Origin of the sequence: Citrobacter sp. wls714 (assembly GCF_005281025.1) — a bacterium.
GTDB classification, from domain to species: Bacteria; Pseudomonadota; Gammaproteobacteria; order Enterobacterales; family Enterobacteriaceae; genus Citrobacter; species Citrobacter werkmanii.
In genome coordinates, this window is sequence record NZ_SZWZ01000064.1 from 1 (window position 1) to 22,367 (window position 22,367).

A 22,367-nucleotide genomic window follows, 5' to 3' on the forward strand; every position below is an offset into this window, starting at 1 on the left:
AGTGTCTAGATTATCTGTGGCGATTCATTAAGGACGTTTCTTAAGCTCTCAAATGGAAGAGAAAGCTCTTTGATTCTTACATACTGAATGGTCAACTTTTGTGCTCTAAATTTTGCAATCTCTGGTAGTCGAGTCCTAAGACTTACCGACAATGTTCGATTGTTAAGTTTTTTCCTCCAGAGGTAGCCATCTTTCTGAGAGTGGCTAAGATGGGTGCATGAATCGTGTATGAATCACGGTAAACTCCTTGAAACATACCCAACTAACGAGAAGAAGAACTATGCAGAAAAACCTTTCTTATCAGGCACTCACCCGCACGTTCCAGCGCCTCTCTCGCTTCTCTCACCTTTCGGCTATCGCCAGTTGGGACATGTTCACCATGATGCCGCCGGGCGGCAGTAAAGCCCGCGGCGAAGCGTTGGCTGAACTAAGCGTGCTTGAACATCAGCTGTTAACCGACCCGAAGGTAGCCACGTGGATCGCCGCAGCAAAACAGGAAGATCTTAACGATGTTGAGCAAGCGAATTTGCGCGAAATGTCGCGACTGCATCACCAGGCATCCCTGCTGCCTGAATCACTGGTAGAAGCAAAGTCGCTGGCGGGCAGTCGCTGTGAGCATGCCTGGCGCAGCCAGAGACCCGCGAACGATTGGGAAGGATTCTCCGAGAACCTGAAAGAAGTCGTGAAGTACAGCCGCGAAGAAGCCCGACTGCGTGCAGACGCTAAAGGCTGTTCACCTTATGACGCGCTACTGGACATCTTTGAACCAGGAATGACCAGCGCCCAACTGGATGTCCTGTTTGCGGACGTGAAAAACTGGCTGCCCGATCTACTCACCAGGGCAGTGGCAAAACAGTCTCAGCAAACGCTTATCGCCCCGGTTGGCCCCTTCCCGAAGGCTGTCCAGCGAGAGTTGGGTCTGGAAACGATGACGCAGTTAGGATTCGACTTTACGGCTGGCCGACTGGATATCAGCGCACACCCCTTCTGTGGCGGCGTACCGGAAGATGTGCGCATTACTACCCGCTATGACGAAAATGAACTCCTCAGCGCGCTGTTTGGCGTGATTCATGAAACCGGTCATGCCCGCTATGAGCAAAACCTGCCGCGTAACTGGTCTGGACAACCTATCGCTCTGGCACGCTCAACAGCCATTCATGAGTCGCAAAGTCTGTTCTTTGAGATGCAATTGGGGCGCAGTAAAGCATTCCTGACGCGACTCATTCCGGCGGTGACGCGTCATTTTGGCGATCAGGCTGCGTTTGAAGAGAGCAATTTTATCGCCTGGAACCAGCAGGTAAAACCCGGTTTTATCCGCGTTGACGCCGACGAAGTGAGCTATCCGGCTCACGTGATCCTGCGTTATGAAATCGAGCGAGCATTAATTAACGGCGACATTGAAGTGGATGACATTCCGGCATTGTGGAATGAGAAGATGCAGGCCTGGCTTGGACTGTCAACTGTGGGGGATTATCGCAATGGCTGTATGCAGGATATTCACTGGACCGACGGCGGCTTTGGCTACTTCCCGTCTTACACTTTAGGCGCGATGTATGCGGCGCAATTGTTCAGCGCAGCTCACCGCGCATTGCCCGATCTGAACCAGCACATTGCGCAAGGAGAGTTTAGCGCCCTCTTTGACTGGCTACGCCAGAATATCTGGCAGCATGGCAGTCGTTTTACCACGGAACAACTCATTACCCAGGCCACCGGAGAGCCGCTCAGCAGCCGCTATTTCCGCGCTCACCTGGAAGCCCGTTATTTGTAATCTCCTACCGTGAGTCATTGTACATATCGTTACACGCCGATACCAATGACTCACGGAAGCCCAGTAATTACAGCGATATAGTTATTTCAACGGCCCCGCAGTGGGGTTGAATGAAAAACCAAATCGAGGGTATGAGAATGAAAAAAGTATTAGCTCTGGTTGTTGCCGCTGCTATGGGTCTGTCTTCTGCTGCATTTGCTGCTGAAACAACTGCTACCACCGCACCAACTGCTGCAACGACGAAAGCGGCCCCGGCGAAAACCACGCATCATAAAAAACAGCACAAAACTGCGACGCAGAAAGCGCCAGAACAGAAAGCTCAGGCTGCTAAAAAACACACCAAAAAAGCAGCAACCAAACCTGCTGCAGAACAAAAAGCTCAGGCGGCGAAAAAGCACACCAAAAAAGCAGCAACCAAACCTGCTGCAGAACAAAAAGCTCAGGCCGCTAAAAAACACACCAAAAAAACCGTAAAACACGACTCCGCGAAACCAGCCGCTCAGCCTGCTGCATAACACACCTGTAGTCACTATGGCGCCCCCCACGCCGTAGCATACGGCGCTAAATCATCCAGATTTGGCGCCGCCTTTCGGAGGGTAAAATGGTGTCACATTACCGCTTTGAGTTCATTCTTACGGCCCTGATTATTTGTGCCCTCATCGCCATGCATTTTTATCTTTCCTGAGTGTAGTTATCTGATTTTACTCCCACTTTCCCGCCGTCCCGTCTATAGTATTAACTGAGGGTTTGCTGTTAAAAATCATAATTCCCCACCAGAGTGTGATATGCATAAAACCATTGCTGTGTTACTGGGTTCAATTTTTTTAACTCCTGTCGTTGCGCATGCGGAACAGCCAGCAACGTCCAGCGCTGAAGCAGAAAATATAAAAACGCTGTTTTTTGGACATGACGATCGCATTAAGGTGACTGACCCAACGCAATCACCATGGGACGCTATCGGACAACTGGAAACCGCCAGCGGTAATCTGTGTACCGCTACGCTCATTTCACCCCATCTGGCTCTGACTGCCGGACACTGCTTACTTACGCCGCCAAAAGGAAAACCTGATAAGGCCGTGGCGTTACGCTTCGTGTCGAAAAAGGGTATCTGGCGTTATGAAATCCACGGAATTGAAGGCCGGGTTGATCCTTCCCTCGGCAAACGTTTAAAAGCCGATGGTGATGGCTGGATTGTGCCCCCCTCCGCCGCCCCATGGGATTTTGGTCTGGTGGTGTTACGTTATCCACCTTCCGGAATCACACCGCTGCCATTATTTGAAGGTGATAAAGCGGCGTTAACCGCGGCGCTGAAAACCGCGGATCGTCAAGTCACGCAGTCGGGCTATCCGGAAGATCATCTTGACGATTTGTACACACATCAGGATTGCGTGGTAACCGGCTGGGCGCAAAATACCGTTTTGTCACATCAGTGCGATACGCTCCCGGGCGACAGTGGGTCGCCATTGATGCTGAAGACGGATTCCGGCTGGCAATTGATTGGCGTACAAAGCTCCGCTCCGGCGGCGAAAGATCGCTGGCGGGCAGATAACCGCGCGATTTCCGTGACCGGATTTCGCGACAAACTGGAAGCGCTCGCCAAGGGATAACACATGCTGCCCGCATTAACGGGCAGCACTTTTATCAGGCTAGTTTTATCATGATCATTCCGGCCAACAGCAATGCCACGCCGATCCAGCCTTTATTGTTCAGACGCTGACCAAACAGCACCCAGCCTGCGGCTAACGTCGCGGCAATCCCGAATCCGCCCCATAAGGCATAGGCGACGGAGAGATCGATGCCTTTTACCGCCTGCGACAGCGCACTAAAAGCCGCTAACACTGCAGCCAGCGACAGCACGCCATAAGCCTTGCGGCGAAAACCATCAGAAAACTTCAAAAAGACGTTAGCCACGATTTCCAGAACGATGGCCATGCCAAGCCACGCGCCGTGTACCCATTCAAACTGCTGCATGGGTCACCTCTCTGCCCGCTTTTGCAGGTTTTCGTGTACCGGATTTAATCAGCACGATACCTACCACCAGCGAGACCAGACCAGCCACCTTCATCGTGGACAAGGTTTCGTCAAATAACAGCACGCTAAACAGCGTAATAAATAAAATACCGATACCTTCCCATAAGGCATAAGCTACGCCGAGGGCAATTTTTTTAACGGCAAAACTGAGAAAAATATACGATAAGGCGATCATTACCAGCATTAAAATAAAGCCCGCATTACCATGTCCCACGCTCGCCCATTTCATTGACAGCGTACCGGTAATTTCAGCCGCGATGGCCAGACCTAATAATATCCAGTAAAACATGATGCTTCTCCTGCTTGAGAATATAGTCCTTTGGGCCTACTGCATGCAGTAAACCAAAAAATAAAATCAGTTAGCTCAGCGCACAGCGCCAGCTCAGGCAGAAGAAAGGACTAAAGCGCGTTGCGCCAGTGTTGCTCACCCGCAAGCAGGAAAGTGGAAGAGGTACGAAGAAGTGTAGGTAAAAGCAAAAACATCCTGAACATATTGTCCATAATATTACAATTATCCGCAGTGTTGCTTCTCATCATCGCGGATGATAATTGTCCTCGGTAGTTAAACACAGATGATTTGTATCATAGGTTCATTACGAACTCAAAGCCTTTTCACTTCTTTACCAGCCCCGTTTGATTTTTGTTATAACGGCTCGACGCAAATCACATTATTATTCAGATTCAAAAATTAAAAACGCAGGAATACACATGGCGAAACCGATCATCACGCTTAACGGGTTAAAAATAGTCATTATGCTGGGCATGCTGGTTATCATACTGAGCGGCATCCGCTTTGCCGCAGATATCATCGTGCCCTTTATTCTGGCATTATTTATCGCCGTTGTGCTGAACCCAGTGGTGCAACGGATGGTGAAACTGCGTATACCGCGCGTATTCGCAGTGTCATTGCTGATCGTCATTATTGTGATGCTAATGGTGCTACTATTAGCCTACTTAGGTACATCCTTAAATGAGCTTGCGCGGACGCTACCGCAATACCGTTCTTCACTGGTTATCCCGCTGAAAAATCTCGAGCCGTGGCTACAGCGCGCAGGGATCGGCGTTTCGGTAGATGAGCTCGTCAAATACATTGATCCGAACGCGGCTATGACGCTGGTCACTAATTTACTGACGCAGCTGTCTAATGCCATGTCATCGATATTTTTACTGCTGCTGACGGTGGTTTTTATGCTGTTGGAAGTCCCGCAACTGCCCAATAAACTAAAACAAATGATGAGTCGGCCCATTGAGGGAATGGCGGCAATTCAACGCGCCATCGACAGCGTATCCCACTATCTGGTACTAAAAACGGCAATCAGCATTGTGACCGGTCTGGTCGCCTGGGGCATGCTCGCCGCCCTCGACGTGCGCTTTGCCTTTGTCTGGGGATTGCTGGCCTTTGCCCTTAACTATATTCCTAATATCGGTTCCGTACTGGCAGCCATCCCCCCTATTGCTCAGGTGCTGGCATTTAGCGGTTTTTACGACGCCCTGGTGGTGCTGGCAGGTTATCTGGTCATTAACCTGGTGTTCGGGAATATCCTCGAACCGCGGATTATGGGACATGGGCTTGGGCTGTCCACGCTGGTGGTGTTTCTGTCGTTGATCTTCTGGGGCTGGTTGCTGGGTCCTGTGGGGATGCTGCTTTCTGTCCCGCTGACCATCATCGTCAAAATTGCGCTTGAGCAAACCAACGGCGGGCAAAGCATTGCCGTTCTGCTTAGCGATCTCAACAAAGCGTAAACTGTCGCCCCGCCTGCGCGGGGCTTTCGTTTATCGTTTAGCACGTAGCGCCAGGGTGGCACTCAACAACGTAAATAACGCAATTATCCACGCCATGGTCCATGGCGTGCCGTCACTGAAAGCGGCCAGCAGTAATGATGAGATGATCCCGCTACCGTACTGTAATGCGCCAATCAGCGCGGAGGCTGAACCAGCGATGTTCGGTACCGCATCCAGCGCTGCGGCCGTTGAGGTGGCCGCAATAATGCCGTTCATTGAGAACAACAGGAATATGGTAATGATAATGGCCACAATTCCCCCGGACTCCAGCTTAACCAACAGGGCAAGCGCAACCGCAGCCAGCGCCGCCAGCATCGTCGCATATTTCAACAGTTGCTCCAGGGGATGCCGTTGCACCAGCCTACGGTTTAACACGCTCATCGCCATGACGCCGACAATATTTAGCGCAAACAGCCAGCCATAATGCTGAGGATCAACATGGTAATAGCTAATATAAACAAATGGCGATCCGGTAATAAACGCATACGCGCCGACGTAATAAAACGTCAGGCTCAGGGTGTAGCGCATAAAACGCCCATTAGATAACAGGGAACGGTAATTACGAAATGCGCCCGTCAGAGAAGCTTTCACCCGTTTTGCTTCAGGTAGTGTTTCTGGTAGCCAACATAAAGAGACACACATTAGCGCGCCAATCAGCACCAGCAGCCAAAAAACTGCGTGCCAGGTGCTCAGGCGAATAATTTGCCCGCCAATCAATGGCCCAGCTATCGGCGCAATCGCCATTATCAGCACCAGCGTCGAGAGCATTTGCGCCGCACGGGTACGCGCAAAGAGATCGCGGATCATTGCCCGGGCCAACATAGGCCCAGTACAGGCGCCAAGGGCCTGAAATACCCGCCAGAAAACAATCTGCGTGATGCTTGTAGACAACGCACATCCTGCAGACCCGATGATAAAAAGCACCATGCCAATAAACAGCGGTTTACGCCTGCCCAGATGATCGCTGATCGGTCCCCAAATCAGCTGTGCGATAGTAAAACCTACCAAAAATCCGGTGATCGTAAGTTCTACATTGCCATGTAAATCCGTGGCCATTGTCGGCATTGCCGGAAGATAAATATCGGTAGAAAGTGAGGTAAAGGCCATCAGGCCACTGAGGATCAGAATAAAACTAAGGCCGGTGTGGCTTGCTGTAGCCACCGGCGATGCCTGTTCATTTTTACGCATAGCGCTCTGTCATGTTGAAGAAACAGACCGCAGTATATATGCGACGTATTGCGGTGATTAGAGGGCTAAAACGGCATAAGTTTATGAACCATAATCATGAATAATGGCAACGTTAGCGGCAGATATTGTGATTCAACGCCAGTATTTGCTATCCAGAAATGAATTTAACTCATAGGTCCATGCTGGATTCACAGACTAATAGTACCAACAGAAAATTGCTAATCTGCGGTCAATACAAAGATGAATGCTCAGGAGAATCCCATGAATACAAAAGTACTAAATAACGGTGTTGAGATGCCCTTGCTTGGTTTTGGCGTTTATCAAATGACCGATGCCGCCGAATGCGAGCAAGCCGTACGGGATGCCATTGATTCAGGTTATCGCCTGATTGATACCGCTGCCTCATATCTGAATGAAACTCAAGTAGGGAACGCACTCAAGCAAAGCAGTGTGCCACGTAATGAGCTTTTCGTGACCACCAAATTGTGGTTACAAGATGCAAGCTATTCCGGCGCAAAAGCGCAATTTACTCGGTCCCTGCAACGCCTTCAGCTTGATTATATTGATCTTTATTTAATCCATCAGCCCTATGGAGATGTACATGGTGCCTGGCGCGCTATGGAGGAGTTATATGAGGAAGGAAAAATCCGTGCGATTGGCGTGAGTAATTTTCATCCGGATCGACTGGCTGATTTAATGGCCTTCAATCGCGTGATTCCTGCCGTAAACCAGATTGAGGTAAACCCATTCCATCAACAGCCACATGCGGTTGCCTGGATGCAGAGCAGAAACATTCAACCACAAGCCTGGGCACCGTTCGCCGAGGGGCGTAATGACCTGTTTCAGAACCCGGTTTTAGCGGCTATTGGGGAAAAATACGGCAAAAGCATTGGTCAGATCGTGCTGCGCTGGATTTATCAGCGCGGAATTATTTCACTGGCGAAAACCGTGCGTAAAACGCGTATGACCGAAAATATTCAGGTGCTGGATTTTAGCTTAACCCCGGAAGAAATGACGCAAATTGCCGCCATGGACAGCGGAAGCAGCGCGTTTTTCTCGCATCGAGATCCGGCTCGAGTGGAATGGATCACCCAGCGGAAGCTGGACGTTTAAAAAAACGGCCTCCGCAGAGGCCGTCTTACTTTTGGCTAACGATTACAGCGCCTTCAGAATCGCATCCACGCTGGCCTTGGCATCGCCAAACAGCATATGGGTGTTTTCTTTAAAGAACAGCGGGTTTTGTACGCCAGCATAGCCGGTGTTCATTGAACGTTTAAACACGATAACGTTCTGCGCTTTCCACACTTCCAGCACTGGCATACCGGCGATCGGGCTGCGTGGGTCATCCTGCGCCGCCGGGTTTACCGTATCGTTGGCGCCAATAACCAGTACGGTATCGGTGTCAGCGAAATCATCATTGATTTCATCCATTTCCAGCACGATGTCATATGGCACTTTGGCTTCCGCCAGCAGCACGTTCATATGACCCGGCAAACGTCCTGCTACCGGGTGGATCCCGAAACGCACTTTGATGCCGCGGGCACGCAGCTTTTCAGTGATTTCCGCCACCGGATATTGCGCCTGAGCCACCGCCATACCGTAGCCCGGAGTGATGATCACGGAGTGCGAGTTCTTCAGCATTTCTGCTGTGTCTTCTGCATTAATCTCCCGGTGTTCACCCACTTCTTCATCAGAACCCGTAGATGAGCCATCAGAACCGAAGCCGCCCGCAATAACGCTAATGAACGAACGGTTCATTGCCTTACACATAATGTAAGACAGGATCGCACCGCTCGAACCTACCAGCGCACCGGTAACGATCAGCAGATCGTTGCTGAGCATAAAGCCTGCCGCTGCCGCCGCCCAACCTGAATAGGAGTTGAGCATTGAAACGACTACCGGCATGTCTGCCCCACCGATGGACGCCACCAGATGCCAGCCAAAGGCCAGCGCGATGATGGTCATCACCAGCAGCGCCAGAACCTGCAGGCCAACGCTTTCAGTACGAACAAACACCACCAACAGCAAGAAGGAAACGACCAGCGCCGCGAGATTCATCTTGTGACGATTTGGCAGCATTAGCGGTTTAGAGGAGATCTTGCCGCGCAGTTTGCCAAAGGCCACCACGGAACCGGTAAAGGTCACCGCACCGATGAAGATACCGAGGAACACTTCCGTCAGGTGAATGTTCACCAGAATCGGTTCCAGGCCCGTATCGTGATACAAGTAGCTGTTAAAGCCCACCAGTACCGCCGCCAGACCAACGAAGCTGTGCAGAATCGCCACCAACTCCGGCATCTCGGTCATCTCGACTTTTTTCGCCAGGCGGATACCAATCGCGCCGCCGATGATCATCGCCACCAGGATCCAGGCAACATTGCCGGTATCCGGGCCAAAAATCGTCGCAATCAGCGCAATCGCCATCCCGGCGATACCGTAGTTGTTACCCTGCTGCGAGGTTTCGTGTTTGGAAAGTCCCGCCAGGCTGAAAATAAACAGGATCGCGGCAACAATGTATGCAGCTGTAACTAATCCTCCAGACATATGTTACCCCTTAGTTTTTCCGGAACATTTTCAGCATGCGCTGAGTCACGGTGAAGCCACCGAAAATATTAATGCTGGCAATAAGCACCGCGATAAAGCTCAGGAAACTCACCCAGCCACCCTGGCCAATTTGTAACAACGCACCGACAACAATGATCCCGGAGATGGCGTTGGTGACGGACATCAGCGGAGTATGCAACGCGTGCGACACATTCCAGACCACGTAGTAACCCACCACGCAGGAAAGCGCGAACACCGTAAAGTGACCGAGGAACTCTTTCGGGGCGACGTCGGCAAGCCAGCCAAACAAAATGACTACCAGCGCCATCAGCGCATATTTACGCCATGGTGAAACAGGTTTTTTCTCTTCTTTCGGCGCAGGAGCCACTTTTGGCGCAGCCTGCGGCTGAGCTGAAACCTGAATCGGTGGCGCAGGCCAGGTGATTTCACCCTCGCGAACCACCGTCACGCCACGCACCACCACGTCGTCAAAATCAACGGTAATGTTGCCGTCTTTCTCTTTGCACAACAGTTTGAGCAGGTTGACGAGGTTGGTACCGTACAACTGGGAAGACTGCGTCGGCAGACGACCAGGCAAATCGGTATAACCGATAACCTTCACACCGTTCGCAGTGGTAGTCACCTGGTTTGGCACGGTATATTCGCAGTTACCGCCATTTTGCGCGGCGAGATCGACAATTACACTCCCCGCTTTCATCGAATCAACCATTTCGCGGGTGATCAGTTTCGGCGCTGGTTTGCCCGGGATCAATGCCGTTGTAACGATAATGTCGACATCTTTCGCCTGAGCGGCGAAAAGCGCCATCTCGGCTTTGATGAATGCTTCGGACATCACCTTAGCGTAGCCGTCGCCGCTGCCCGCCTCTTCTTTAAAGTCCAGTTCGAGAAATTCAGCGCCCATACTCTGAACTTGTTCTTTCACTTCCGGACGGGTATCAAACGCGCGGACGATAGCGCCCAGGCTGTTTGCCGCCCCGATCGCTGCCAGCCCCGCCACACCAGCACCAATCACCATGACCTTGGCAGGTGGAACCTTGCCCGCGGCGGTGATCTGTCCGGTAAAGAAACGGCCAAATTCATGTGCGGCTTCAACAATGGCGCGATAGCCGGCAATATTCGCCATCGAGCTTAAGGCATCAAGCGACTGCGCACGCGAAATACGCGGCACGGAGTCCATCGCCATCACCGTCACATTGCGCTCTGCAAGCTTTTGCAGCAGCTCCGGGTTTTGCGCGGGCCAAAGAAAACTCACCAACGTCGTGCCCGGATTCAGCAACGGAATTTCCGCCTCTTCCGGCGCATTGACCTTCAGAATAATCTCTGACTGCCAGACAGCATTCCCGTCCACAATTTCTGCGCCTGCCTGCACAAACGCGTTATCGTCAAAACTCGCCAGTTGACCTGCGCCGCTTTCAACCGCGACGCTAAAACCCAGCGTCAGCAGCTGCTCAACCGTTTTCGGCGTAGCTGCGACACGGGTTTCATTGGTTAACCGTTCTTTTGGTATGCCAATTCGCATAATGTTCCCTTCCATCTGTATTTATGATGATGGTTTATCAATGTTCGCACGAGGCATGCGCGCACTCTCGAAAGAGGTCAGTGTTACCTCAATAAAATAAAACAGTAACAAACTCTGTATAACCTACTGAAAATGGAGCCTGTGATCTAGCGCCAAAAAACAGTATTTATTATGAAATTCGCAAAACAGGGATGAATTCGCCCGCAGACAGGGATAATGCCCTTTAAATAGCCCGCAATGGCTGATAATTCGCTCAAGCGAAGCGGCAAAACATGATTAAGCGCCACCAGAGAACAATTGATTAACATTAAATTAACTTATGAAATTCAACTGTTTTATCAGTTTTAGCCTCCAAACGCCGAATTTTTGGACATATCACAAAATGTTATCGACACTGTTACACCCTGTGGCACGATGAGTGAAAAATGACGCAGACACTGACACAATTTAAATGCAATAATCAGCGACGTTTCTAGTCAATAACAATACCAGTACCTGGTTTGCGCAAGGCGAAGGATTATTTTTATGAAGCTTAAGAACACTCTCCTGGCGTCCGCACTTATTTCTGCGACTGCTTTTTCTGTAAATGCAGCGACAGAATTGACGCCGGAGCAAGCTGCTGCCCTGAAACCCTATGACCGCATTGTGGTTACCGGTCGTTTTAATGCGATCGGCGACGCGGTGAATGCCGTATCACGTCGTGCAGATAAAGACGGTGCAGCCTCTTTTTATGTTGTTGATACCTCAGATTTTGGCAGCGGCGGTAACTGGCGCGTTGTAGCCGACATCTATAAAGCCGACGCTGAAAAAGCGGAAGCATCCAAAAACCGTATCATTAACGGTGTGATGGAGTTACCTAAAGATCAGGCCGTTCTGATAGAACCTTACGATACCGTTACGGTACAGGGCTTCTACCGCAGCCAGCCTGAAGTGAATGATGCCATCACCAAAGCGGCAAAAGAGAAAGGGGCTTACTCCTTCTATATCGTTCGCCAGGTCGATGCCAACCAGGGTGGTAACCAGCGTATTACCGCATTCATCTATAAAGCGGATGCGAAAAAACGCGTAGTACAAAGCCCTGATGCAATTCCGGCTGATTCTGATGCCGGTCGCGCCGCGTTAGCTGCAGGCGGTGAAGCTGCGAAGAAAGTTGAGATCCCGGGCGTTGCGACTACCGCATCTCCGAGTGCTGAAGTTGGTCGCTTCTTCGAAACGCAATCCACCAAAGGTGGACGTTACACCGTCACGCTTCCGGATGGAACGAAAGTTGAAGAGCTGAACAAAGCGACTGCTGCAATGATGGTTCCGTTCGACAGCATCAAGTTCACCGGTAACTACGGTAATATGACCGAAGTCTCTTATCAGGTTGCCAAGCGCGCAGCGAAGAAAGGCGCGAAGTATTATCACATTACTCGCCAGTGGTCAGAACGTGGTAACAACATGACCATTAGCGCTGACCTGTATAAGTAATGTCCTATGCTCTATCAGGTCTACAGCTCTTGTAGACCTGATAATTTTTCCTCGTTAAATCCTCAGTCCGAACAAAAACACGAATATTAAGACAACTTTTCACACTATTAGTCACAAATCTCTCTATCCCCATTGCATGCGTTCTCTTCTCTCCGTAAAATCCCGCGCCTTAGTGGCTTTCACCATTTTTATGCGGTTTGCCAAAATAATTATTCTCTCACTCTCGTTTTAGTAACTGGATACAAATGGAAAAGAAATTGGGTCTGAGCGCACTGACCGCGCTGGTTCTAAGCTCAATGCTCGGCGCTGGTGTTTTCAGCCTGCCACAAAATATGGCGGCGGTTGCCAGCCCGGCTGCATTACTGATTGGTTGGGCGATTACCGGTGCGGGTATTCTGCTGCTCGCCTTTGCCATGCTGATCCTGACGCGTATCCGACCTGATCTGGACGGTGGAATTTTTACCTACGCGCGCGAAGGTTTCGGGGAACTGATTGGCTTCTGCTCTGCATGGGGATACTGGCTGTGCGCCGTTATCGCTAACGTTTCGTATCTGGTTATCGTCTTCTCTGCGCTCAGCTTCTTTACCGACACGCCGGAATTACGCCTTTTTGGCGATGGTAATACCTGGCAGGCTATTGTTGGCGCATCAACGCTGCTGTGGATCGTCCATTTTCTGGTGCTGCGTGGGGTGCAAACCGCAGCCAGCATTAACCTGGTTGCGACCCTGGCCAAATTGCTGCCGCTTGGCCTGTTTATCGTGCTGGCGTTCATGCTGTTTAAACTCGATACTTTCAGTCTGGATTTTACCGGCGTCGCGTTAGGCGTCCCCGTCTGGGAGCAGGTCAAAAACACTATGCTCATTACCCTGTGGGTATTCATCGGTGTGGAAGGCGCAGTGGTGGTTTCCGCCCGCGCACGAAACAAACGCGATGTCGGACGCGCCACGCTGCTGGCGGTGCTTGCCGCGCTGGGCGTTTATCTGTTGGTCACCCTGCTGTCACTGGGTGTTGTTGCGCGTCCCGAACTGGCAGAAATCCGCAACCCATCAATGGCCGGTCTGATGGTTAAAATGATGGGACCATGGGGCGAAATTATTATCGCCGCGGGCCTGATTGTCTCCGTTTGCGGAGCCTATTTAAGCTGGACGATTATGGCGGCGGAAGTACCGTTCCTCGCCTCTACCCACAAAGCGTTCCCACGGATTTTCGCGCGTCAGAATGCGCAGGGTGCGCCATCTGCGTCGTTGTGGCTGACCAATATCTGCGTCCAAATCTGTCTGGTGCTGATCTGGCTCACAGGTTCCGACTACAATACGTTACTGACCATTGCCTCAGAGATGATTCTGGTGCCCTATTTGCTGGTCGGCGCATTTTTGCTGAAAATAGCTACCCGTCCGTTGCATAAAGCAGTTGGTGTCGGTGCGAGCATTTATGGCATATGGTTATTGTATGCGTCAGGTCCGATGCACCTGCTGCTGTCTGTGGTGCTGTATGCGCCAGGACTACTGGTTTTCCTTTATGCCCGTAAAACACACGCGCATGAAAATGTATTAAAACGTCAGGAGATGGCGCTGATCGGCCTGCTGCTTATTGCTGCAGTTCCGGCGACCTGGATGTTGGTGGGGTAACGCTATCCCCATCGTTTGCGAAACCTGGAGATTACGATGGGTAAAAAGCCCCCTTTGCCGATTCTTATCACTGGAGGAGGTCGTCGCATCGGCCTCGCCGTCGCATGGCATTTTCTCAATCAAAAACAGCCAGTTATTGTCAGCTACCGGACACATTACCCGGCCATTGATGGCTTATGCGAAGCTGGCGCGTTGTGTATCCAGGCTGACTTTTCTACCGATAAAGGCGTGTTAGCCTTTGCCGATGAGGTTAAAAGACAGACGAACGGTTTGCGCGCCATTGTGCATAATGCCAGTGCCTGGGTGGCAGAAAAGCCGGGCGCGCCGCTAACCGAAGTGCTGTCGGCCATGATGCAAATTCATGTCAATACGCCCTACTTACTCAACCACGCCCTGGAAGAGTTGTTACGCGGTCACGGACATGCAGCCAGCGATATTATCCATTTTACGGATTATGTTGTAGAGCGTGGCAGCGACAAGCACATTGCTTATGCTGCCAGTAAAGCGGCGCTGGACAATATGACTCGCTCATTCGCCCGCAAACTGGCACCAGAAGTCAAAGTGAATGCAATTGCCCCCTCGCTGATCCTGTTCAACGAGAGTGACGATGCTGAATATCGCCAGCAGGCTCTGAATAAATCATTGATGAAAACGGCGCCCGGTGAAAAAGAAGTCATTGATTTAATCGACTATCTCTTGACCAGTTGCTTTGTCACAGGACGTAGTTTTGCCCTTGATGGCGGGCGTCATCTGCGTTAATGCAGTTTTATCCAACAAAAAATCAGCAACCACGCGCTCAGGCTCCAGCACACCACTGACCCGCCGAGCGCGACGGGTAAGCGCATAAATCCAGTGAAATACCACAGCGAAACGAGGTAGACAAAATAGGGAATAATTGACCACATGCTGAATACAATGGTGGTACGCAACGCCTCGATCCCACGTTCACTGGCCACGATATAATGGGCAATCAACGCGAATGTCGGGAACAGCGGGATTAATCCAGCAATATAGTAATTCTTTGTTTTAGCGAGCAAACCAATCAATACGACCACCAGCGCACCCAGCGCCGCTTTGATAACGAGTCCCATCACCCTGCCTTAACACATCAATAACATCAGCCCCTAGCATAACGGAAGCGTTCTTGTTTAGAAAAGATTAATGGAAGGAAAAACGAGGGCGGTGTATGTTGGCGTTTTATATTCAAAATGAATGATATGAACACCATCGTATTTGTTGAAGATGATCCCGAAGTTGGCTCGCTGATTGCCGCCTATCTGGCCCGGCATGACATTGAGGTTATCCTTGAACCTCGTGGTGATTTGGCTGAGGAGAAAATCCTGCAAGTTCGACCCGATCTGGTGTTACTAGATATCATGCTGCCGGGCAAAGACGGGATGACAATCTGCCGCGATTTACGTGGACGCTGGCAGGGTCCGATTGTCCTGCTGACCTCTCTGGACAGCGACATGAACCATATCCTGGCGCTGGAAATGGGTGCCTGCGACTACATCCTTAAAACAACACCTCCGGCCGTTCTGCTTGCACGGCTACGCCTGCATTTGCGTCAGAGCGAACATTCAGCCCAGTCTAAAGGTATTCAGGCAACGACCATCACACCGCATACCACGCTACGCTTTGGTACACTCACTATCGACCCAACCAACCGCTCCGTGCTACTCGGCGGCAAGCAAGTCTCTCTTTCCACTGCCGATTTTGAATTATTGTGGGAGCTGGCAACCCATGCCGGGCAGATTATGGACCGCGATGCGTTGCTGAAGAACCTGCGCGGTGTAAGCTATGACGGTATGGATCGCAGCGTCGATGTGGCGATTTCCCGGTTACGTAAAAAACTGCTCGATAACGCCATAGAACCCTATCGAATCAAAACGGTACGCAACAAAGGTTACCTGTTCGCACCGCACGCCTGGGACGATGAATCTGACAAGTAAACCCATCGGGCCGTATCTCGCTTATTATACGGCCCTATAAACGTGACAGCGTCACAATAATTTATTAATCGGTTTTAGCTTGTAACTCAACTGAACGTCAGTCCGTCGTATTTTTTCCAACGGTAATTCACTGCGGAAATAATCCAGCAGCCGATGAAGACGCCAATAATCACGAAGCCGACATTCCCCATGTGGTCGCTCAAATTGCTGACGGTGTCCCACAATCCCCCCTGGAGTGAAAAGGCATCAGACAGCAGTCCGAGCGCCTCCAGTCCACCGATAAATAGCGCAACAATCACCGAGGTTCCGGTGATTGTCATATTGTAATAAAGCTTGCGCTGCGGCTTATTAAACGCCCATCCGTAGGCCTCAACCATCAGGATGCTGTCGAGGCAATCAATCAGCGCCATACCGCAGGTAAACAGCGCCGGGAAAACTAATATTGACCAGACCGACATGCCACTGGACGCGCTTGAAGCGGAAATACCCAGAAGAGAAATTTCAGTGGCGGTATCAAAACCCAGGCCAAACAAAAAACCGACAAAATACATATGCCAGTCTTTACCTACCAGGCGGAAAGCTGAGCGAAAAATCCAGTTCAATGGACCTGTAACAGCAATCTCTTCCGTGTTGCCAGCGTAAGTACCGGTGCGTTTAAGATGGCGAAAAGCCTTCCAGACATGGCAGAAAATAATGAGATTAATGGCAGCCAGAATCAGCAGAAATGCGGCTGAGACCGTGGTACCGATAAGACCGCCGACATTCTGAAACCATGCCATATGCTGCTTAAATACTCTGGTGGTCAACGCAATGCCAATGCTTGCCAGCACCACAATGGTAGAGTGACCAAGTGAAAACCAGGCTCCCGTCGTCAGGGCGCGTTTTTTCTGTTGCATGAGTTTACGCGTCGCACTGTCTATCGCGGCGATATGGTCGGCATCCACGGCATGACGCAAACCATAGCACCACGCGATTAGACTCAGCGCCAGTAACGACGTGTTGTTGCTAAACGCGGTGAAAGCCCACAGCCACGCCACAATGTTTGCCCCGATGAGTAAAACCATCAATGAAATAATATTTGGGCGTTTTTTTAATATTGAAAACAATGCGTTCATTGTTTCCAGCCAGTCAAATTTGCGCTAAACAACACACCACACCGCCGTTCACTGATTAATTAACAAAACGTTTATCAGGCTAATGATAACTCTTAAGAATTACCAACCCAGTGTCTTAGATCAAAGTTGATTACCACCTGGTGCGAGTTCCGCCATCGCTAACTCCGCGATGCGCAGGGGTATAGCCGCGCAGTCTCCCTCCTGCAGAAACCGACTTTAATTTCGAAATCAAGAATCAGCATTGATGCAATCAGGGGAAGATTATAGACCAGAGCACTAACGGGTACATTCTTATGTCTCTATGTGCCATGCTGATTGTGGTTGTTAAATGAGGAAGACGCGATGATCGTTTTATGCAAAGCCTGTGGGACATCCTATGAGAAAACGGATTCTCATCCACAACATTGCGCTATCTGTAATGATGAGCGCCAGTATGTCCCCACAACAGGACAGAAATGGATCGATTTTGCCGCCCTTTGCGCTTCACATGCAAATAAGTGGCAACAACACGACAGCGCTCTACTCAGCATCCGCACCGTTCCTGATTTTGCGATTAATCAGCGCGCGTTTATTCTGCTCACTCCCGAGGGTAATATTTTGTGGGACTGTATTGCTACGCTCGACGATGCCACGAAAATGCTAATAACGTCTCTGGGCGGGCTTAAGGCTATTGCGATATCACACCCTCACTACTACACCACCATGCAGGACTGGGCTGCGGAATTTAATGCCCCAATTTACCTCCATGCCAGTGATAGCGAGTGGGTAATGCGCGACAGCCCGTGGATTAAATTTTGGCAAGGCGACACCCTTGAACTGGCCCGAAACGTCAGTGTGATACGACTTGGGGGACATTTTTCCGGCGGCTGTGTTCTGCACTGGGCACGAAATGAAGGCCTGGTGCTTTCCGGCGACATCGTTCAGGTCACACCAGGGGCGCACGCCGTCTCCTTTATGTGGAGTTACCCCAATATGCTGCCGCTGCCAGCCGCAACGGTCAGCGACATCACCTACCGCCTGAGTATGGTGAAATTTAAACAACTCTACGGTGCATTTGAGGGAAAAGATATTACGGACAATGCCGATGAAATCGTACGCCGTTCAGGCGAAAAGTATATCTCCTGCCTTAGATAATCGGGCCGTTTACTCTCCCCCTCATTCAGGAAGATGAAAATGGATAGAACTGATAAACCGCCCCCATCAGCGAGAGACTGACTATCACACTGATAATAAAATAGGTTTTGAATGGTTGCTTTTGTGTTTTATGGCGGAAAATTTGTTGACCCGCTATCGCACCACCCCACCCGCCAACAACACCAAACATCAGCAATGTAGACTCAGGCACCCTGCGCCAGGCCTTACGCGCGGCCATTTTGTCCACGCCGTATAGCGCCATCGTTAGTATATTGGCAAGTATGAGCCACATAACCCAGGGATGTGCGGTGAAAATACAGCCTGTTGCTGCGAAAATGAGTAGCAAATAACAACAACGATTGAAATTCATATTTTTATATCACAACAATTTTGAGAGTATCAGTACGCATTATATTGCGTATTCGGTGATTTTATATGAAGAAGCTGTTTGTACAGTTTTATCTCCTGCTGTTTGTCTGCTTTCTGGTGATGACCCTGTTGGTCGGCCTGGTATATAAATTCACCGCAGAACGCGCGGGCAGGCAGTCGCTCGACGATTTAATGAAAAGCTCGTTGTACCTGATGCGCAGTGAGCTGCGCGAGATCCCACCACGTGACTGGGGTAAGACGCTAAAGGAGATGGATTTGAACCTCTCTTTTGATCTGCGCGTTGAACCGCTGAATAAATACACGCTGGACGCCCCAACCATGCAGCGCCTGCGCGAAGGCGATATTGTCGCACTTGACGATCAGTACACTTTTATTCAACGAATCCCGCGCAGCCATTACGTGCTGGCCGTTGGCCCGGTTCCCTATCTCTATTTTCTGCATCAAATGCGCTTGCTGGACGTCGCGCTGATGGCGTTCATTGCCATTTCACTGGCCTTCCCGGTGCTTATCTGGATGCGCCCCCACTGGCAGGAAATGCTCCGACTGGAAGCTGCAGCACAACGTTTTGGTGAAGGACATCTGGGTGAACGCCTCCATTTTGATAACGGTTCCAGTTTTGAGCGTCTTGGTGTGGCGTTTAACCAGATGGCGGACAATATCAATGCGCTGATCGCCAGTAAAAAACAGCTTATCGATGGTATTGCCCATGAGCTTCGGACTCCACTGGTACGCTTACGTTACCGACTGGAGATGAGTGAGAATCTCACCGAGCAAGAATCTCAGGCACTGAATCGTGATATCGGCCAGTTAGAAGCGTTGATCGAAGAATTACTGACCTACGCCCGGCTGGATCGCCCCCAAAATGAATTGAAGCTCAGCGTACCCGACCTGCCCCTTTGGCTGACAACCCATCTTGAGGATGTGCAAAGCGTCAATCCTGACCATGCTGTGCGCCTTCGCCATCTTCAGATTGGCGACTACGGTGCGCTGGACATGCGCCTGATGGAGCGCGTGCTGGATAATCTACTGAATAACGCCCTGCGCTATTGCCAGTCGACAGTACAAGCCAGTCTGCGGCTGGACGGTAATCAGGCAACGCTGATCGTGGAAGACGACGGCCCTGGTATCGCACCTGCGGCGCGCGAACAAGTTTTTGAGCCATTTGTACGCCTCGATCCTAGTCGTGACCGGGCGACCGGTGGTTGCGGGCTTGGGTTAGCCATCGTCCACTCGATCGCATTGGCTATGGGCGGTACGGTCGTTTGCGATGAAAGTGAACTGGGCGGGGCCCGTTTTTCTTTCAGTTGGCCCGTCTGGCATAACATTCCTGAATTTCCCACTGCCTGACCCATACCGCTCGGTGGTCAGGCGGCAGATGTTGTGCTATAAAAAAGTATGTTGTAACTAAAATGGTAAAACACATGGCCCGTTACGATCTCGTTGACCGTCTGAACAGCACCTTCCGCCAGATGGAACAGGAACTGGCGCTTCTGAGCGAAAATTTGTTGCAGCAGACGCTGCTGATTGCGCGCGTGTTCTCGTTACCAGAAGTCGCCAAGGAGGCAGAACATGCCCCTTTGCAGAGCATCGATGTAAAACAACATTTAGGCAAAGAAGCTGAATCACTGGCACTGCGTCACTATCGCCATCTGTTTATTCAGCAGCAATCCGAGAACCGCAGCAGCAAAGCGGCCGTCCGTCTTCCTGGCGTGTTGTGCTATCAGGTGGATAACGCGGCGCAGAGCGTTCTGGAAGAACAAATTCAGCGTATTAACCAGTTGAAAACGACGTTTGAGCGCATTGTCACTGTGGAATCGGAACTGGCGCCGGCGGCACGTTTCGAATGGGTGCATCGCCATCTGCCGGGACTGATTACGCTGAATGCCTACCGTACCCTCACGCTGGTGAAAGAACCCGCCACCCTGCGCTTTGGGTGGGCTAACAAGCACATCATTAAAAACCTGATGCGCGATGAAGTCCTACAGCAACTGGAAAAGAGTCTGACGTCGCCGCGCAGCGTACATCCCTGGACGCGTGAAGAGTGGCAGGCAAAGCTGGAGCGGGAATATCAGGACATTGCAGCTCTGCCACAGCAGGCAAAACTGAAGATTAAAAGACCGGTAAAAGTGCAGCCCATCGCTCGCGTGTGGTACAAAGGAGAACAAAAACAGGTGCAATACGCCTGCCCGACGCCATTGATTGCGCTAATCAACAACGACAACGGCATGACAGTACCCGATATCGGCGAGTTACTGAATTACGATGCCGACAATGTTCAGCATCGTTTTAAACCTCAGGCGCAGCCGTTGAGATTGATTATTCCCCGACTGTACCTGTACGTTGCTGATTAACTGCCCGGTCGCATGCTGCCAACCATCAGTTCTGGTCGTACCCAACTGTCGAACTCCGCTTCGGTTAAATATCCCAGCGCAAGGGCAGATGCTTTTAACGTCAGCCCTTCCTTATGCGCTTTTTTGGCTATCTCGGCGGCTTTGTCATAACCAATATGGGTATTAAGTGCGGTAACCAGCATCAGCGACTCGTTGAGTAACTGGTCGATTCGCTCACGATTGGGTTCAATTCCCGTCGCGCAGTGCTCGTTAAAGCTTTCCATCCCGTCCGCCAGCAGACGCACTGATTGCAGGAAGTTGTGGATGACCATCGGTCGATACACGTTAAGCTCAAAGTTACCTGACGCCCCGCCCATATTAATGGCAACATCATTGCCCATCACCTGGCAGCACAGCATAGTCAGCGCCTCACACTGAGTCGGATTGACCTTACCCGGCATAATGGAGCTACCCGGTTCGTTTTCAGGAATTGAAATTTCACCAATACCACAGCGCGGACCGGATGCCAGCCAGCGTACATCGTTGGCGATTTTCATCAGCGATGCCGCCAGCCCTTTCAGCGCGCCATGCGCGTGAACCAACGCATCGCAGGTCGCCAGTGCTTCAAATTTATTCGGTGCGGTAACAAACGGCGCGCAGGTAATTACCCGCAGTTCATCCGCAACCCGACGAGCATATTCCGGATGGGTGTTCAGCCCAGTTCCCACCGCGGTTCCCCCCAGCGCAAGTTCCGCCACATGAGGTAAACTGTTTTCAATGTGTCTGAGGTTATGTTCGAGCATTGCGACCCAGCCGGAAATCTCCTGGCCAAGCGTAAGCGGGGTTGCATCTTGCAGATGCGTCCGGCCAATTTTGACGATATCAGCAAAAGCGTGGGATTTATCACTGAGCGTTTTGGTCAACACCGTTAATTGCGGGATCAGTGATTTGCGTAGCGCCAACAGCGCGGCAACATGCATCGCAGTCGGAAAGACATCATTCGAGCTTTGGCTTTTATTAACATCATCGTTGGGGTGAATTTTTCGCTCCATTCCCCGCACGCCGCCCAGCAATTCGCTGGCACGGTTTGCCAGCACCTCGTTCATATTCATATTGCTTTGTGTGCCGGAGCCCGTCTGCCAAATGGCCAACGGAAACTCATCGCGATGTTTATCCGCCAATACCTCATCTGCGGCCTGCATAATCGCGGTGGCTTTATCCTCCGCCAGCAGCCCGAGATCTAAATTAACCTTTGCTGCCGCCCGTTTCGTCAGCGCCAGCGCGTGGATCAGCGAGACCGGCATTTTCTCCGTAGAGATACGAAAATGCTCCAGCGACCGTTGGGTTTGCGCGCCCCAAAGCCTATCGGCAGGAACATCAATTGCGCCCATTGAATCATTCTCGCGGCGTACCGTTACCATTACCTGCTCCTTACATTAACAATTGATTAGGTTATGTTTCGACATTGCCCACTTGCATTGGTCTTATCAGTATT

21 protein-coding genes and 1 pseudogene are annotated in these 22,367 nt (G+C 51.0%); 12 read left to right on the forward strand and 10 right to left on the reverse strand.

The features are described from left to right. The first annotated feature begins 280 nt into the window (after nt 1–280). The 3 genes from FDX11_RS13300 (at nt 281) to FDX11_RS13310 (ending at nt 3,375) form a co-directional block, all read left to right on the forward strand. The gene (locus FDX11_RS13300; RefSeq protein WP_137398040.1) at nt 281–1,768 is read left to right on the forward strand and encodes a carboxypeptidase M32; all 1,488 of its coding nucleotides are present in this window, start codon (nt 281–283) and stop codon (nt 1,766–1,768) included. 137 nt (nt 1,769–1,905) lie between these two features. Continuing rightward, the gene (gene asr, locus FDX11_RS13305) at nt 1,906–2,283 is read left to right on the forward strand and encodes an acid resistance repetitive basic protein Asr (protein WP_137398092.1); all 378 of its coding nucleotides are present in this window, start codon (nt 1,906–1,908) and stop codon (nt 2,281–2,283) included. A gap of 270 nt (nt 2,284–2,553) precedes the next feature. Beyond that, entirely contained in the window at nt 2,554–3,375 is an 822-nt protein-coding gene (locus tag FDX11_RS13310) for a serine protease (protein WP_042308558.1), read from the forward strand. 34 nt (nt 3,376–3,409) lie between these two features. Here FDX11_RS13310 and mdtI read toward each other — a convergent pair whose 3' ends face one another. After that, nucleotides 3,410–3,739, reverse strand: coding sequence for a multidrug/spermidine efflux SMR transporter subunit MdtI (mdtI, locus tag FDX11_RS13315; protein ID WP_038640477.1), 330 nt, complete (start codon nt 3,737–3,739; stop codon nt 3,410–3,412). Further along, on the reverse strand, nt 3,726–4,091 hold the full coding sequence (mdtJ, locus tag FDX11_RS13320; RefSeq protein WP_167371265.1) for a multidrug/spermidine efflux SMR transporter subunit MdtJ: 366 nt from the start codon (nt 4,089–4,091) through the stop codon (nt 3,726–3,728). Before mdtJ ends, mdtI begins: the two co-directional genes overlap by 14 nt. A 416-nt stretch (nt 4,092–4,507) precedes the next feature. Here mdtJ and FDX11_RS13330 point away from each other — a divergent pair, with 416 nt between their 5' ends. Continuing rightward, nucleotides 4,508–5,542, forward strand: coding sequence for an AI-2E family transporter (locus FDX11_RS13330; RefSeq protein ID WP_137398041.1), 1,035 nt, complete (start codon nt 4,508–4,510; stop codon nt 5,540–5,542). A 30-nt stretch (nt 5,543–5,572) separates the two neighbouring features. Here the strand turns inward: FDX11_RS13330 and FDX11_RS13335 are convergent, their stop codons facing one another. Further along, entirely contained in the window at nt 5,573–6,769 is a 1,197-nt protein-coding gene (locus tag FDX11_RS13335) for a multidrug effflux MFS transporter (protein ID WP_042308565.1), read from the reverse strand. Nucleotides 6,770–7,030: 261 nt separating this feature from the next. On the opposite strand from FDX11_RS13335, the gene FDX11_RS13340 reads away from it, so the two are divergent. Next, nucleotides 7,031–7,882: an aldo/keto reductase gene (locus FDX11_RS13340; RefSeq protein WP_069324178.1), complete on the forward strand. Its 852-nt coding sequence runs from the start codon at nt 7,031–7,033 to the stop codon at nt 7,880–7,882. Nucleotides 7,883–7,924: 42 nt separating this feature from the next. Here the strand turns inward: FDX11_RS13340 and pntB are convergent, their stop codons facing one another. Together pntB and pntA are read right to left on the reverse strand one after the other, a co-directional pair. Beyond that, nucleotides 7,925–9,313, reverse strand: a complete 1,389-nt coding sequence (gene pntB, locus FDX11_RS13345; protein WP_038640472.1) for a Re/Si-specific NAD(P)(+) transhydrogenase subunit beta — start codon at nt 9,311–9,313, stop codon at nt 7,925–7,927. 10 nt (nt 9,314–9,323) lie between these two features. Beyond that, nucleotides 9,324–10,853 carry a Re/Si-specific NAD(P)(+) transhydrogenase subunit alpha gene (gene pntA / locus FDX11_RS13350; RefSeq protein WP_137398042.1) on the reverse strand — a complete coding sequence of 510 codons (1,530 nt, stop codon included), beginning with the start codon at nt 10,851–10,853 and terminating at the stop codon, nt 9,324–9,326. A 525-nt stretch (nt 10,854–11,378) separates the two neighbouring features. Between pntA and ydgH the strand changes: the two genes are divergently transcribed. The 3 genes from ydgH (at nt 11,379) to folM (ending at nt 14,710) form a co-directional block, all read left to right on the forward strand. Further along, nucleotides 11,379–12,323 carry a DUF1471 family protein YdgH gene (gene ydgH, locus FDX11_RS13355; RefSeq protein WP_042308569.1) on the forward strand — a complete coding sequence of 315 codons (945 nt, stop codon included), beginning with the start codon at nt 11,379–11,381 and terminating at the stop codon, nt 12,321–12,323. 245 nt (nt 12,324–12,568) lie between these two features. Next, the gene (locus FDX11_RS13360) at nt 12,569–13,951 is read left to right on the forward strand and encodes an amino acid permease (RefSeq protein WP_042308571.1); all 1,383 of its coding nucleotides are present in this window, start codon (nt 12,569–12,571) and stop codon (nt 13,949–13,951) included. Between the two features lie 36 nt (nt 13,952–13,987). Continuing rightward, nucleotides 13,988–14,710, forward strand: a complete 723-nt coding sequence (gene folM / locus FDX11_RS13365; protein ID WP_042308572.1) for a dihydromonapterin reductase — start codon at nt 13,988–13,990, stop codon at nt 14,708–14,710. Here folM and FDX11_RS13370 read toward each other — a convergent pair. Further along, nucleotides 14,707–15,042: a GlpM family protein gene (locus FDX11_RS13370; RefSeq protein ID WP_032939759.1), complete on the reverse strand. Its 336-nt coding sequence runs from the start codon at nt 15,040–15,042 to the stop codon at nt 14,707–14,709. The genes folM and FDX11_RS13370 overlap by 4 nt on opposite strands. A 126-nt stretch (nt 15,043–15,168) precedes the next feature. On the opposite strand from FDX11_RS13370, the gene rstA reads away from it, so the two are divergent. Next, the gene (gene rstA / locus FDX11_RS13375; protein ID WP_162267373.1) at nt 15,169–15,903 is read left to right on the forward strand and encodes a two-component system response regulator RstA; all 735 of its coding nucleotides are present in this window, start codon (nt 15,169–15,171) and stop codon (nt 15,901–15,903) included. Between the two features lie 86 nt (nt 15,904–15,989). On the opposite strand, the gene FDX11_RS13380 is transcribed toward rstA, so the two are convergent. Together FDX11_RS13380 and FDX11_RS25760 are read right to left on the reverse strand one after the other, a co-directional pair. Then, nucleotides 15,990–17,018, reverse strand: coding sequence for a HoxN/HupN/NixA family nickel/cobalt transporter (locus FDX11_RS13380; protein WP_137398043.1), 1,029 nt, complete (start codon nt 17,016–17,018; stop codon nt 15,990–15,992). A 120-nt stretch (nt 17,019–17,138) separates the two neighbouring features. Next, nucleotides 17,139–17,228, reverse strand: a pseudogene (locus FDX11_RS25760) (APH(6) family putative aminoglycoside O-phosphotransferase); the annotation flags it as partial. 132 nt (nt 17,229–17,360) lie between these two features. Here FDX11_RS25760 and FDX11_RS13390 point away from each other — a divergent pair. After that, nucleotides 17,361–18,152: an MBL fold metallo-hydrolase gene (locus FDX11_RS13390; protein WP_137398044.1), complete on the forward strand. Its 792-nt coding sequence runs from the start codon at nt 17,361–17,363 to the stop codon at nt 18,150–18,152. A gap of 25 nt (nt 18,153–18,177) precedes the next feature. Here FDX11_RS13390 and FDX11_RS13395 read toward each other — a convergent pair whose 3' ends face one another. After that, a complete protein-coding gene (locus FDX11_RS13395; protein ID WP_079224315.1) occupies nt 18,178–18,522 on the reverse strand; it encodes a DUF1294 domain-containing protein in 345 nt (114 codons plus the stop codon). 65 nt (nt 18,523–18,587) lie between these two features. Between FDX11_RS13395 and rstB the strand changes: the two genes are divergently transcribed. Together rstB and tus are read left to right on the forward strand one after the other, a co-directional pair. After that, on the forward strand, nt 18,588–19,889 hold the full coding sequence (gene rstB, locus FDX11_RS13400) for a two-component system sensor histidine kinase RstB (RefSeq protein ID WP_061381389.1): 1,302 nt from the start codon (nt 18,588–18,590) through the stop codon (nt 19,887–19,889). A 74-nt stretch (nt 19,890–19,963) separates the two neighbouring features. Continuing rightward, nucleotides 19,964–20,893 (forward strand): DNA replication terminus site-binding protein, encoded by a 930-nt coding sequence (gene tus, locus FDX11_RS13405; RefSeq protein ID WP_137398045.1) that lies wholly within the window; start codon nt 19,964–19,966, stop codon nt 20,891–20,893. Here the strand turns inward: tus and fumC are convergent. Continuing rightward, a complete protein-coding gene (fumC, locus tag FDX11_RS13410; protein WP_137370561.1) occupies nt 20,890–22,293 on the reverse strand; it encodes a class II fumarate hydratase in 1,404 nt (467 codons plus the stop codon). The two genes, tus and fumC, sit on opposite strands and share 4 nt — an antisense overlap. Between the last annotated feature and the right edge of the window lie 74 nt (nt 22,294–22,367).

Bases quoted from the DNA above. Each gene is read 5' to 3' on its own strand.
- FDX11_RS13310 (WP_042308558.1), top strand. From the start codon at position 2,554: ATGCATAAAACCATTGCTGTGTTACTGGGTTCAATTTTTTTAACTCCT.
- FDX11_RS13360 (WP_042308571.1), top strand. From the start codon at position 12,569: ATGGAAAAGAAATTGGGTCTGAGCGCACTGACCGCGCTGGTTCTAAGC.
- rstA (WP_162267373.1), top strand. From the start codon at position 15,169: ATGAACACCATCGTATTTGTTGAAGATGATCCCGAAGTTGGCTCGCTG.
- FDX11_RS13390 (WP_137398044.1), top strand. From the start codon at position 17,361: ATGATCGTTTTATGCAAAGCCTGTGGGACATCCTATGAGAAAACGGAT.
- ydgH (WP_042308569.1), top strand. From the start codon at position 11,379: ATGAAGCTTAAGAACACTCTCCTGGCGTCCGCACTTATTTCTGCGACT.
- FDX11_RS13380 (WP_137398043.1), bottom strand. From the start codon at position 17,018: ATGAACGCATTGTTTTCAATATTAAAAAAACGCCCAAATATTATTTCA.
- FDX11_RS13300 (WP_137398040.1), top strand. From the start codon at position 281: ATGCAGAAAAACCTTTCTTATCAGGCACTCACCCGCACGTTCCAGCGC.
- pntB (WP_038640472.1), bottom strand. From the start codon at position 9,313: ATGTCTGGAGGATTAGTTACAGCTGCATACATTGTTGCCGCGATCCTG.
- fumC (WP_137370561.1), bottom strand. From the start codon at position 22,293: ATGGTAACGGTACGCCGCGAGAATGATTCAATGGGCGCAATTGATGTT.
- rstB (WP_061381389.1), top strand. From the start codon at position 18,588: ATGAAGAAGCTGTTTGTACAGTTTTATCTCCTGCTGTTTGTCTGCTTT.
- asr (WP_137398092.1), top strand. From the start codon at position 1,906: ATGAAAAAAGTATTAGCTCTGGTTGTTGCCGCTGCTATGGGTCTGTCT.
- folM (WP_042308572.1), top strand. From the start codon at position 13,988: ATGGGTAAAAAGCCCCCTTTGCCGATTCTTATCACTGGAGGAGGTCGT.
- FDX11_RS13330 (WP_137398041.1), top strand. From the start codon at position 4,508: ATGGCGAAACCGATCATCACGCTTAACGGGTTAAAAATAGTCATTATG.
- FDX11_RS13395 (WP_079224315.1), bottom strand. From the start codon at position 18,522: ATGAATTTCAATCGTTGTTGTTATTTGCTACTCATTTTCGCAGCAACA.
- mdtI (WP_038640477.1), bottom strand. From the start codon at position 3,739: ATGCAGCAGTTTGAATGGGTACACGGCGCGTGGCTTGGCATGGCCATC.
- pntA (WP_137398042.1), bottom strand. From the start codon at position 10,853: ATGCGAATTGGCATACCAAAAGAACGGTTAACCAATGAAACCCGTGTC.
- tus (WP_137398045.1), top strand. From the start codon at position 19,964: ATGGCCCGTTACGATCTCGTTGACCGTCTGAACAGCACCTTCCGCCAG.
- FDX11_RS13335 (WP_042308565.1), bottom strand. From the start codon at position 6,769: ATGCGTAAAAATGAACAGGCATCGCCGGTGGCTACAGCAAGCCACACC.
- FDX11_RS13340 (WP_069324178.1), top strand. From the start codon at position 7,031: ATGAATACAAAAGTACTAAATAACGGTGTTGAGATGCCCTTGCTTGGT.
- FDX11_RS13370 (WP_032939759.1), bottom strand. From the start codon at position 15,042: ATGGGACTCGTTATCAAAGCGGCGCTGGGTGCGCTGGTGGTCGTATTG.